This window comes from Mesorhizobium sp. M1A.F.Ca.ET.072.01.1.1 (genome assembly GCF_004023325.1).
Lineage (GTDB): Bacteria > Pseudomonadota > Alphaproteobacteria > Rhizobiales > Rhizobiaceae > Mesorhizobium.
On the sequence record NZ_RZSF01000204.1, the window covers coordinates 1 to 12,161 of the forward strand.

Annotated in this window: 8 protein-coding genes and 5 pseudogenes; 5 read left to right on the forward strand and 8 right to left on the reverse strand. The window is 60.4% G+C overall.

Translation table 11 applies throughout. The features are described from left to right. Nucleotides 1–609: pseudogene (locus EOA32_RS24195) on the reverse strand (transposase); the annotation flags it as partial. Between the two features lie 52 nt (nucleotides 610–661). On the opposite strand from EOA32_RS24195, the pseudogene EOA32_RS24200 reads away from it, so the two are divergent. Together EOA32_RS24200 and EOA32_RS40075 are read left to right on the forward strand one after the other, a co-directional pair. Then, nucleotides 662–781 (forward strand): annotated as a pseudogene (locus EOA32_RS24200) (IS110 family transposase); the annotation flags it as partial. Between the two features lie 245 nt (nucleotides 782–1,026). Next, nucleotides 1,027–1,209, forward strand: a pseudogene (locus EOA32_RS40075) (IS110 family transposase); the annotation flags it as partial. Between the two features lie 256 nt (nucleotides 1,210–1,465). Here the strand turns inward: EOA32_RS40075 and EOA32_RS24210 are convergent. The 4 genes from EOA32_RS24210 to EOA32_RS24220 form a co-directional block, all read right to left on the reverse strand. Continuing rightward, complete coding sequence (locus EOA32_RS24210) at nucleotides 1,466–2,758, reverse strand: FAD-binding oxidoreductase (RefSeq protein WP_189407334.1); 1,293 nt, start codon at nucleotides 2,756–2,758, stop codon at nucleotides 1,466–1,468. A gap of 551 nt (nucleotides 2,759–3,309) precedes the next feature. Continuing rightward, complete coding sequence (locus EOA32_RS40080; protein WP_348632215.1) at nucleotides 3,310–4,002, reverse strand: IS4 family transposase; 693 nt, start codon at nucleotides 4,000–4,002, stop codon at nucleotides 3,310–3,312. 60 nt (nucleotides 4,003–4,062) lie between these two features. Then, nucleotides 4,063–4,509, reverse strand: a complete 447-nt coding sequence (locus EOA32_RS40085; RefSeq protein ID WP_245499367.1) for a transposase DNA-binding-containing protein — start codon at nucleotides 4,507–4,509, stop codon at nucleotides 4,063–4,065. A gap of 333 nt (nucleotides 4,510–4,842) precedes the next feature. Continuing rightward, nucleotides 4,843–5,838 (reverse strand): ATP-grasp domain-containing protein, encoded by a 996-nt coding sequence (locus EOA32_RS24220; RefSeq protein ID WP_128373078.1) that lies wholly within the window; start codon nucleotides 5,836–5,838, stop codon nucleotides 4,843–4,845. A gap of 520 nt (nucleotides 5,839–6,358) precedes the next feature. Here EOA32_RS24220 and EOA32_RS24225 point away from each other — a divergent pair. Then, nucleotides 6,359–6,871: a GNAT family N-acetyltransferase gene (locus EOA32_RS24225; protein ID WP_128373079.1), complete on the forward strand. Its 513-nt coding sequence runs from the start codon at nucleotides 6,359–6,361 to the stop codon at nucleotides 6,869–6,871. Between the two features lie 473 nt (nucleotides 6,872–7,344). Here the strand turns inward: EOA32_RS24225 and EOA32_RS24230 are convergent. After that, nucleotides 7,345–7,776: pseudogene (locus tag EOA32_RS24230) on the reverse strand (ATP-binding protein); the annotation flags it as partial. Between the two features lie 315 nt (nucleotides 7,777–8,091). Between EOA32_RS24230 and EOA32_RS38785 the strand changes: the two are divergent. Further along, nucleotides 8,092–8,265, forward strand: coding sequence for a hypothetical protein (locus EOA32_RS38785; protein WP_189407336.1), 174 nt, complete (start codon nucleotides 8,092–8,094; stop codon nucleotides 8,263–8,265). Continuing rightward, a complete protein-coding gene (locus EOA32_RS24235) occupies nucleotides 8,249–10,321 on the forward strand; it encodes a recombinase family protein (protein WP_128373080.1) in 2,073 nt (690 codons plus the stop codon). Before EOA32_RS38785 ends, EOA32_RS24235 begins: the two co-directional genes overlap by 17 nt. Nucleotides 10,322–10,352: 31 nt before the next feature. On the opposite strand, the pseudogene EOA32_RS24240 reads toward EOA32_RS24235, so the two are convergent. Together EOA32_RS24240 and istA are read right to left on the reverse strand one after the other, a co-directional pair. Next, nucleotides 10,353–10,676, reverse strand: a pseudogene (locus EOA32_RS24240) (ATP-binding protein); the annotation flags it as partial. Nucleotides 10,677–10,689: 13 nt separating this feature from the next. Continuing rightward, nucleotides 10,690–12,159, reverse strand: coding sequence for an IS21 family transposase (gene istA / locus EOA32_RS24245; RefSeq protein WP_128373081.1), 1,470 nt, complete (start codon nucleotides 12,157–12,159; stop codon nucleotides 10,690–10,692). Nucleotides 12,160–12,161: the final 2 nt, after the last annotated feature.

Sequence of the window (12,161 nt, forward strand, 5' to 3'; positions counted from 1 at the left end):
AGATCGGTCCGACCGCCTTGGAGCTGCGGAAGCGGGCCGGAATGTCGATGGTCGCCGAATAGGCCAGCGCCACCACCGGACCGACGAACTTGCGGTGGAGCGCGGCAAACGTCTCGCGCAGCGGTTCGACGATTTCGGCCATCCCTTCGGTGAGCTCGCGGATGCGGGGCTCGAACTTCACGGCGCCGACCATCCCAACCTTGAGACCGAAGTTGCGCAACAGGCCGCGGATGTCGTTTTCGATGGCGATCGCCTTATCCTGCAAGAGCTTGCGCGCCGTCAGCAGGGCCCGGCGCTTTTGGCTCGTCAGCGTCTTGACATGGAGCGGGCGAAACAGGTTGCCCCGCATCATCTGGGCAATGCCACGGGCGTCAATGCGGTCGGCTTTGTTCGGTTGCGCCTCCAGGAAGGCCTTGGTGTGGCGGGTTTCGATGCACACCACCGGCAGGCCGGCTTCGGCCAGGCCGCTGAACAGCCATTGCGACAATGATCCGGTTCAAGCCCGATCCGCTCAAAGGTCCAGGCAGAATCCGAGAGCACCCGCACAAGATCCTCGGGAGGGCTCTCCACCTTCGTCTCCCGGCAGATCTTGCCGGGTTCGTCGACGATGCAAAATGCAAATCGGGCGGGCCGGGCCGATCCTCACCACAAGAGGACGAGCGTGGCGGATTACAGAGAAGCATTTGTCGGAATCGATGTTGCGAAGCTGAAGAACGCTATTGCGACTGCGGAGGCGGGTCGGGAAGGAGAGGTTCGCTTCTTCGGTAAGGTAGACGCGTCGGCCACCCAGCATGGCGTCCCGTTCGGCCTCGACCGCCTTGATCTGGTCAAGCACGAGTTCGAGACGGTCGAACTCGCGGCCGATTTGCGTCTTCATGTGGATGGGCAGCTGTCGCCCGTCGCCGGTTCAGCGCCTCGAGCGCCTGGCGGCGGCGCGGTTCGCGGGCGCGTAGCCGGCGATCCCCTGGGCAAACAGCAGGCTGCGGTTGACGTGGACCGTTTTCTCTTTCACCAGCGCCTCGCTATTTACGGCATCTCCTCGTCGTCGGCGCCACGGCAGTCATCCGATACACGCGGCGAAAAGCGACGACCCTCAGCACCTGGGCGAACCAGTTGCTCGAGCGTAAGCCGGCACGGCTGGTCACAATCGCTGTCGCCAACAAGGTAGCGCGGATCGCATGGGCGGCGCCGGGGATCGGCAGAACCTGAGTGATTCAATGCGCATCGCAGCGCGGCAGCTTCATGACGGCCCAATCCACCGACACCATCATGGCCAGCGGCCTGAGGCCGCACAAAAAACAGGCCGAACACATGAATGAACCTGATCGCTTCAGTATTGCCATTGTCAGAATCTTCTGCTCAACGGTGGGCCGTCCACACATGAAACATAACCAAGCCTCAGACGCAACCCATAGCAAGCCGATTTCCAAAACAGTCTCTAAGGCTTTCGCAAAACAATCAAGATTCAGCCCTCATTGAAAGCGTGCATAGCCGGAAACACTTGCGCGTGATTGAATCGGGAGAGCGAATAAGGCGATAAATCAATTGAAGGCTTTTCGTCCATTACTAAGGCCGTGACGAGACGCGCCATCATTGGTGCTTCAGTCAAACCATAGTGTCCATTGCCAAATGCGAAGATCACGTTGCGATCACCAGTCGCACGATCCAGGACAGGTAAGCCATCGGGGAGTGAGGGTCGCATGCCGACCCATTGTTTTGCTCCAGAGCGCTCCAACCCAGGAAACATCATCATCCCTAATTTGAGCATGCGCTCGGCGAAATGCCAGCGGGGTTTCGCCTCCAATCCGGAGAACTCGGCACCTCCAGTAATGCGTAACCCCATCTCCATCGACGTAGCAGATATTTTCAAGTCGCAGTTCGTCACAGGCAAGTTCAGGTGGACGCCTGACTGAGGCAGAGTAACATGATAGCCCCGTTCTGCCTCTAGAGGAACGCGAGCCCCAAACATGATAGCAAGCCGACGAGACCATGCGCCGGCTGCAATTACCAGAGCATCATACCGCTGCCGCGCTCCGCTTTCCAGAATGGCAGTTCCACCCCCTTCGGGACTGCGCTCGACAGCCACCATAGCGGCACGCAGAACCGTCCCTCCGCGCGCCATAAAAGCATGGGCAAGAACCTGAACCAGCCGGTGCGGGTTGGCGCAAAAGCCATTGTCAAGAAAGAGGATCCCGCTACCATAAGCTGCGGACAAAGCTGGCACAAGGTCTTGGACTTGCCCCCCCGAAAGGGCTTCAACGCGGACTCCGGCCTCTGCGCGCAAAGCACGACTAAGTGTATCGCCATCCGCACCATGGGGGTGACGCGAAACATAAACTTGCCCTGCCTTCGTAATCAGGTCTATCTCTCCAAGCTCTTTCAACAGTGGAAGGTATAGGTTGAACGTCTCCTTATGTAACGCATGCATTGCCTTCGAAATATGCCTGACGTTTGCGGGATGGCTCGCCCTAAGCCACCGCAATAAAAAGGGCGCGAGTCGTGGGAGGTGGCGCAAACTTATGGATAGAGGTCCGTAAGGCGAAAGCACCCAGGAAGGAATCTTTAGGAGATTTCCTGGCATCGAAAAGGGCACCACCGCCCCTGCTACAACGTTGCCCGCGTTGCCGAAAGAGCAACCGTCACCGGGTGACCGCGGGTCAATAAGTGTTACGCTGCAGCCACGACGTTGCAATTCGATGGCGCAGTTGATGCCAACGATGCCGCCTCCTGCTACCAAGACCTTTTTGGGGATGCTCATATGGCAACGACTCTTTGTTTGTGGGCTTGTTCTCTGCAGAGCGCCCGTACTCAATAGGCGCGATAGGATCGCACATGAGGATGCACAGTTTATTCCAAATCGTGTCAGGCGGTGAAATAGAAAACTCATAGGATCGAGAGCTTTGGCTCGATTGAGAATGCAATTTTTGGAGCCCCTCACCATGGAGACTTGTATCCTACCCCCCGCCGGTAGCCTCGTGGAAATCGTAGTGAGGTTTTGCGCAGCCGCACCTACCCGCAGCGCAGCCTCCGTTCGTGGCCGTCGTCCATGCCTCCGTGGCGCTTTGGCGCACGGCAGGCGGTCCCACTGCCGCGACGCGCCGCTCATCGAAGCCACTGATGGTACAAATCTTGACGCGGCACCCACCCAGAGGCCGCTGGTAGCGACCGGCAGCTATGGTCGGCGGCGCGTGTGGTTTATGCCACAGCACTCACCGGATTAATGAACACTGACCGGCTCGGCTATAAAGAGGAATCATGTTGCGCAATTCTGTTGCCGTTTCGTGCATGGCGGCGATATAGTCTAAACCATCATTGTTGCTTCCTTCGCGCAAACCGTAAGCCTCCGGCGAGGCTTTCGGTTACCCCACATCGTCGGCTTGACCCAATGGAGATGCCGAAGGCGATGTCGTGCAAGCGGGTCATGCCGCGCCAGACGACCACGTTGCCTGGAGGCGGATCATGTTTGCGGGCGAGATAGCCGCCAAGCATGGCGATTTGTAGCAGGTAGGGCGGCAGCGTGGGCCGTTGGAGGCGCGGTCGCGTTCGGGACGCGTCGATCCGGTCGAGCGCAGTGATCTCGGCGACAGTGAGAACGCTGTCTGGCTCGGCGTCTGGCTTGGCGCGCGCCGATATAGTGACGAAGAATATGCGCCAGCTGACCACCGCGATGAGAGCGAGGAACTTCGCCAGCCTCTTGGCGGTCTCAAGCCTCGCCTCCTCGGCACGGCAGCCGGACTTCATCACCTTGTGGAACACCTCCGCCTTCCAGCGCAAGGCGTACCAGCCCAGCTTCTCGACCGCCACGGAGAGATCTTCGACCGGCAAGTTGGTCACCAGCTTCCAGTCAATCGGCTCGCGACCGGGCGGCGGATTCTCTTCGAGTGCGTGGAGGTAAGTCAGAGCCTGCGGACTGTAGCGCTTCTGCTTGCCCGCTGGCGGCAAGGTATTGACGGCGGCGAACTTCACCTGCAGCCAGGTCGTCTCGTCCTGATCAACCGTAATGCGATGACGTCCCGCCCAAGGCGCCGCCGCGCAGGTTCTCCAGCCAGCGGTAGCTCTCCCTCATCTCGATGGCACGAGGGTGGGATTGATGTGCCGCTTGAGCGCGAGCGTTCCCTTGGACTTCGTTCGTGTCCAGAACTTCGCCGCCGTCAGACCGAGGGGTGTGCCGGTGAGAGTGACGGCCAGGCTCGAATGCATCAGCACCCCGCACAGGGTCAGCACGTTGGGCTGCCCGGCCTTGTAGCGCCCGGCGTTAATGGTTTGGGTGAAGCCAATTTTGCCCGGCTGCGCGGGGCTGTAGATAAATTCGGTCGTATCCTGCAGGATAAGGATCGGACCTTCGCTCGCCGCAACGCGCGCCGCGGTCGCGGCGAAATGGCCGGCGAGAATGCTATGTTCGGTCACACGCGGATGGTCAACGAAGCGGTAGGCCGCCTTCGCCGCCGACCAGTCGCGGCGGGCCGCCGGGATTGGCTTGCCCGGCGCAGCTGATATCTGATCCAGCAACCGTTGCAGCCGACGGGACCAGACGCCTGTCGGGAAGGGCCGCCGCAGAAAGCTCTTCCTCCTGCCAAGCGGCTTCGCTGCTGCTGGTCTTGTCTCGCATCCGTGACGCCTCCGTGATTCGGCATCACGGACAGAATCACGGCAGATTCACACGGGGCAATAGGCCCGCCGACGATGTGGGGAATCGAAAGCTTCACCGGATGCGTACATCAGGCCGGCATCGAAGCTCGGATCAAGGACATCTGCGCCACGCGGGTCGCTACGGATACGCACGCCTAACTTCGTCTTGGCATTCTCCAGATGAAAAGCGATCCGGACTAAACCGGACGTGCTTTAGCGGAGGCCAATCCCGAAACAGCGCCTGTGAGCGACATCGAGAATCCGATTGACCAACTTCGAGGAACTGTACCCGGCGGTGGTCGCGGCCGAGACGTAAGCACTGGTCGTGCCGAGCCCCGGCATCGTGTTAATCTCCAGAACAAACGGCTGGCCGAAATCGTCTATCCGGAAGTCTACGCGGGCGTAGTCTCGGCACTGGCAGATACCGAAGGTCTCAACCGAAATATCCCGCAGCACCGTCGCAAGCCTGCTTCCGATCTGCGCCGGGCAAATCTTCGGCGGCGCCGCGACCACCATGTGCTTCGCTTCCCAAGTCACAAAACGCGTCTCGCGGTCGCCGAAATCCTGCTCCACAAGAGGCAACACTTCGAGTTCTTCGTTTCCCAGCAGCGCGACCCAGATTTCTCGCCCCTCAATGTACTCCTCCACAAGCGCATCCTGAGCGAATTGCGTGACAACCACTTCTACAGCCTGCCTCAAATGGGCGGGCTCATTTACGAGCTGCACTCCGCAACTGTCCGATTCGTGACGGGGCTTCACTATCATCGGGAATCGCAACTCTCCTGTACTTTCGGTGCCGTGTCGCATCACGCGAAAATTCGGTGTAGGCAAACCACTATCGCGGATGAGCCTCTTGGTGATGACCTTGTCCAGCGCCATCCCATGCCCGAGCGGACCGGATCCGGTGTATGGGACGCCGGCCATCTCGAGCATGGCCGGAACGTGGGTGAGACGGCATTCGCCCTGAATTCCGTATGCCATGTTGAACACGAATCCCGAGGGGCGGGCTTGGGACTCCGGGGCCATGAACCGCTCCAGCGTGGCCAGCATGCTTTTATCGCCCTCGCATAGCAGCGTCTCGTGACCGCCTTCTTGCAGTGCCTTCCCCACGCTTTCAATCGTCTCGCGGCCATATGCCTCCGGACAAGGCTGACCGAACCGATTGATCACGCCCCGAGTATCATCGTTCCACACGATAGCTATGCGCATGAGCTACTCCCTGGATTTTTGCCCGCTGTCGCCAACTTAATTCGCTGCATCCTCCTGTTTTCAGCCCGGGGGCCGATCTTCGCGGATTCCGCTTGTATGGAACGCCCCCGCCGAAAGGTGGTGCGAAGCACCACGGCCGACCACATGCTGCGTCAAGAAACAATGACAGTGAAACGCCTATGCTCGTAACGTATGCTTCTCCGCGTCTCACGCAATTTGCGTGCCCGCCGGGTTGCCGCGAGACAAATACTTGCGCCCCCTATGTGACAGCGTTTGAACATTGACGCAGGTTTCGAACATTGACGCCTTTAACCCCACATCGGTGTGTCGCGTTCGCGACACAGGCTGTTTAGCCAATCTTTGATTGCCTCAGGCTAAATAGCAGAAAAGGGACAGCAATCTTTCTTCTTCCGTCCGATCAGCCAAATTGCCATGAGTTTTGCTTCCTTTGGTGTGAGGCGCGGAGCTTCCGACCGGCATTCAGTTCGCGGGTAACCGCGATGGATGGAATGAGGATTACATGAATCTCGAAACAAAACGCTTATTCATGCGCCCCATACGTCCTTGGGATGAAAATGCGCTGCATCGCCTGCACTGCGATCCGCTAGTAGTCGAGTCCACGATGGAGGGAATTCCGCCAACACGGGGAATGACTAATGCGCGACTGTCCCTCTACCTTCATGAGTGGGGAACCTACGGTTACGGATTCTGGATGATATATGAACGAGACAACGGCGGCGACCTGCGCTTCGTGGGGCTGTCCGGGCTGCGCCGCTTAGATGACCACGCCCTTGAAGTCGGATGCCGTTTGTTCGGAGCCAAGTGCGGTCAAGGGATTGGGCCGGAGAGTCTTAAGCCGGTGATCGAGTTCGCCTTCGCAAACCAACCTATCGATCGGCTGGTCGCTCTCATCCGACCAGCGAATATTCGATCTCTCAGAATGAGCGCTCCCCTGGGCTTTTCCTATCTTCGGTCGGCTGTCATTGATGGAACGAACTATCGATGGTTTGAATTGCGCCGTACGCCTCAGTGATGCTTATAAAATCCCTGAACGCCATGTACCTGTCTGGCCGTCGTACGCACCCGGTGAAGGCTTCACCGGATGCGTACCGCAAACGGGGATTTCGCTCCGGATCGACGATGTTGTCGACCGCGGGAATTGTCTTCGTGCAGTTCGCCATAGCCGCACTTGCGCTCCGCCCACCTGCAAAGGTGGTCGGCGGCAGGACAGTTGGCGGCCGGCGATCATGGCCGGATGAGGCCCCGGCGGCGGCCACGCTACCCACCCGGTAACGACGATCGATTCTTGCCAGCATAACAACGATTTCAGTCCGAATGACGCGGTGAGCGATGCCGGCTGCGTATTCCAATGAAACCGGACGGTGATTCCGAGACGAAACCGGACGCCTATTCCAATAAAATACCGGACGCGATTCCGAGGCGAAGCCGGACGGCTTAGAGCGCCTCTGGGTCGTTTTTGATATTTGTCGACGAAGTCGTTTTCGGTCAAGCGGGAGTTGTGTCTGGGGCTGGCAGGACCTTGTGTTTGCGCATGCTTTCACCGGAAAGTTCGATGCGGTAGGCGTTATGAACAAGGCGGTCGAGAACGGCATCGGCGATGGTCGGATTGCCGATCATGTCGTACCAGTGATCCACGGGAATTTGACTTGTGACGATGGTGGAACGCTTCTCGTAGCGATCCTCGACGATTTCCAGGAGATCGCGGCGTTGCTCGTCGTTGAGCTTCTCAGGCCCCCAATCGTCTAAGATAAGCAAATCGGTTTTGGCCAGGCTCTTGAGCAGCTTCGCGTAACGGCCGTCTCCGCGGGCCAGGGCGAGCGTAGCGAAGAGGCGCGGCACACGGTGGTATGCGACCGAAAGGTCCTCGCGGCATGCCTTGTGGCCGAGCGCGCAGGCCAGCCAGCTCTTTCCGACGCCGGCCGAAACAGCTTCATACTGCCGGCTACCAGGGCGGTCGTGGTTCGATTGTCCGCTATGTCTTTCATCCGCGCTGCGGTGAAGCTGTCGTAGTTACCGGCCGACAGCGCTATCGCGGCGAAGTGTCGTTCATCATCCGGCAGCCGGACGGCACATTGGCGGTGGTGCCGGCGTGGATGATGGAGGACAGCGCCGCGACGATGGCTGTCAATGACACACCCCGTCTGCCGCTTTCGTGCCTGCGCGATCTCCGTTCCGAACTCGATGCCTGCCTATGCTTGCTGCGCAGCGACTCAATTCATGGAGGAGACGAGCATGCAGCGCAGGCAGCCCAGTTACCGTCAACCGGATCTGTTCGTCACCGAGCCGCGGCGAATGCCACTGCCGCCCGAGCGGCAGAAGCGGCTTCTGCCGCTGATCGGCGCACTCCTGAAGGAGTCCGCATCGACCCCGCCGGCGAGGGAGACGGACGATGAAGATCACGGTTGAGCATCTTGCGCGCGGGGCGTTCGTGTACGTCCGGCAATCCACCGCCGACCAGCTTGTCAACAACCCCGAAAGCCGCCGGCGGCAGTATGGGTTGGCCGAACGTGCCCGCGCCCTTGGCTGGACGGACGTGACGGTCATCGACGAGGATCTCGGCCGTTCGGGATCGGGGATCAGCCGGCCGGGCTTCGAACGGCTGCTGGCGGCGATCTGCGAAGGCCGGGTCGGTGCCGTTCTTGCCATCGAAGCCTCACGCCTGGCGCGCAACGGGCGTGACTGGCACACGCTGATCGAGTTTTGTGGTCTCGTCGGCACGCTGATCATCGATGAGGACGGCATTTATGAGCCGCGACATCCGAATGATCGGCTGCTGCTCGGCATGAAGGGGACGATGAGCGAGCTCGAGCTGTCGATCTTGCGCGCCCGGTCGATTGAAGCCTTGAAGCAGAAGGCGCGCCGGGGGGAACTCTTCCTGACAGTGGCGGTCGGCTATGTGAGGGCGGGCCGCGACCGGATTGAAAAGGACGCCAATCTGCGCGTGCGCGAGGCGATCGCCCTGGTGTTCTCCCGCTTCGCTGGGATGCAGAGCATCCGCCAGGTCCACCTCTCGTTGCGCAACGACGGCATCGTGCTGCCTTGCGTCAGCTACTCGCGAGAGGGCGGCCGCGCTATCGTGTGGAAGCTGCCGGTCTACAACACGGTGCATCACATCCTGACCAATCCGATCTATGCGGGCGCCTACGCCTTCGGGCGGACCGGCAGTCGCGTGACGATCGAAAATGGCCGCAAGCGCATCGTGCGCGGCTTTCGCAAGGAGCAATCCGAATGGGAGGTCTTGCTCGTCGACCATCACGAGGGTTACCTCAGTTGGGCGGAATACGGAAGGAATCAGCGCCTGATCGCGGACAACGCCAACGGCAAGGGCATGATGATGGCACGCGGCGCGTTGCGGCGAGGCGAACTTCTACTCGGCGGTCTGCTGCGTTGCGGCCATTGCGGGCGCAAACTCCATGTCGCCTATAGCGGCAAGAATGGCAACACAGGCCGCTATCACTGCCGCGGCGCGCAGTTGAACCACGGCACTGAGTCGTGCATCTCGTTCGGCTCGCTGCGGGTCGACCTTGCCGTTGGCGCAGAAGTCGTTCGGCTGCTCCAGCCGCTAGGTGTTGAGGCCGCACTCCAGGCGATCGAGGCCCGCCGGATGGAGGCCGGCGAAAGGCGGCGGCAGATCGAGTTGGCGCTTGAGCAAGCGCGTTATGAGGCCGCGCTGGCGCGGCGCCAATACGACGCAGTCGATCCCGATAACCGTCTGGTGGCCAGCGAACTTGAACGACGGTGGAATGCGGCGTTGGTAGTCGTTCAAGAACGCGAGGCGGAATTGCGGGCTTTGGGACGACACCAACTGGAGGCGCTGTCTGATGATGAACGCCAGGCACTGCTGCGCATGGGCGCTGATCTTGAGGCGGCTTGGCACCATCCCGCGGCCACAGCAGCCAGCCGCAAGCGCATCCTTCGCGCCGTGCTGCGCGAGATCGTCGTGCGCATCGAAAACGAGCAGATTGAATTGATGATACACTGGCAGGGCGGCGACCACACGGTGCTTGCCGTGAAGAAGAACCGGGCGGGCCAACACCGCTGGATTGTCGAGCCCGAGACCGAGACGCTGATCCGTCATCTCGCCCGGCTGATGCCCGACAAGGCTATTGCGTCACTGCTGAACCGCCTGGGCAAGAAGACAGGGCGTCTCAACGGATGGACGCAGTCGCGAGTGTGCAGCTTCCGCAGCAAGCATGGCATCGCGGTCTACCAGGAGGGGGAACGGGCCGCGCGCGGCGAAGTTACCTTGAACGAGGCGGCTGACATCCTCAATCTAAGCCCGATGACGGTGCTGCGCATGATCCGCAGCCGCATCCTGCCGGCAGAACAACATTGCAAAGGGGCACCTTGGGTCATCCGCAGAGAAGATCTTGAGAACCCGGATGTAGGGGATCGCTCCAATGCCAGCCGCAAGCGTCCGCTAACATCAAATCCGGATCAACAAATCCTTGTCTTTCAATGACATACCAAGGTGGGCATTATGACGTGGGATCGGCCGGTCCGATCAGGAGCAGGCTATGGCGCTGTCTGATCCAGTCGCATGTCCCCAGCTTCATGAAGAGATTGCGATCGAGACCGCGAGTTGCACGGAAATCGGCATTCTCGAGCTGGGCGTCATGACGTAGCCTGGCGGCTCGCGCTCTGGCCTCGAAGCGCTTCTGACGGCGCGTTGTCGCCTCCCGTTCGAGCAAGAGGGCAAGCCATTCGCCGTGCTCGAGGGCTCTTGTCTCCGGTTGCATCTCCAGTTCCCGGAAAGCGCTGGCCATGCCGGAAAGACCGAGGTCGCGCAGCATGTCGATGGTAGGGTTGGTCAGCATCGTTGATTGTTCCTTAGTGAAAGTAGCCGGGGCCACGAAGATTGGCGTGCGCGCCGACGGCGGCAGGTTCGGCGGTGTGCCTGGACGCTTTGTAGGTTTTGATGAGGGCGCTGATGCTTTTGCAGTTCAGGCCGCCGATCTCGAGCGCACGGGCCGAAACGGCTTCGGCCTGCGCCGTGTCGATCACCTGGTAGAGCTTGAGAACGCCCAGGCATGTTCTGAAGCCCTGTTCCGGATGCGGCCGGCTGGCAAGGATGGCGATGACGAGTCCCTCGGTCTGTGGACCGATCGAGCGAGCCCAGCGCCGGAAGCGCTCCGGCGACCATTCCGCGTAGCGGCGGTGCGAACTGGGCATGTGGTCCGGATCGGTTCCGAAACGGTCCCCACCATAGCGGCGCTGATGGGCAGCGACGCGTTTGCCCTTGAAGAAGATCTCGATCGTTCGGCTCGTCGCCCGGACATCCACCTGCTCTCGAATGAGGCTGTGCGGCACGGAGTAGAAATAGCGCTCGAACTCGACATGATAGTCTGTCGATACACGCGCCAGCCGCCACTCGGCGAACTCGTATTCCTCGGCCGGCAGCACGGCGAGCGCTGGACGTTCCATCGTCTCGAACAGGTCGCGACGGCACTGGCCAAGTCGGCGCATGACGTGGGTGTTGATCCGCTCGACAGCCTCCCGGATAGCGGCATTGGCTTCGTCCAGTGAAAAGAAAGTTTGGTTCCGCAGCCGGCCGAGAATGCAGCTTTGAGCGAAACGGACGCCGCTTTCGACCTTGGCTTTATCCTTTGGTCGCCTCGGCCGCGCCGGCAGAACCCCGACGCCGTAGTGGGAAGCCATCATGCCGAAGCTGCGATTGATCTCTGGGTCGTAGAAGCTTGACCGGTTCACGCCAGACTTCAGGTTGTCGGGGACAATCAGGCGGGGCACGCCGTCAAAGAAGCGGAACATGCGCACATGCGAGCCAATCCAATCCGGCAAGGTCTGGCTCCAGGTCGCCTCGGCAAAGGCGTAGCTCGATGCGCCGAGCACCCCGAGAAAGATCTCGGCCTCGCGGATCTCGCCGGTCTTGCGGTCCACGATCGGCAGCTTCTTACCGGAATAGTCGACGAATACCTTGTCACCGGCGACATGCTTCTGGCGCATCGTTGGCGTCAGGCGCCGCTCGAAGCCTCTAAACAGGTCACAGAACCTGCTGTAAGCGTAACCATCAGGATGAACGGCCCGGTACTCCTCCCACAGGATCGACAGCGTCACGCCCGGCTTCTTCAGTTCGACCGTCAGCGCGCCCCAGTCGGGCTCGGCGCGGCGGCGTATCCCTTGTTTGACGCCCTGACGGGAGAAGAGCCGATGTTCGAGAACATCGTCAGTCAGCTCCGCAGGCAATGGCCAGGAAAGCCCGGCGGCACTCGCTCGCTCTATGTTGTCCTGCACCGTACTGCGGGCGATTCCAAGCATGGTGGCAATGTCGCGAACGCTTATAC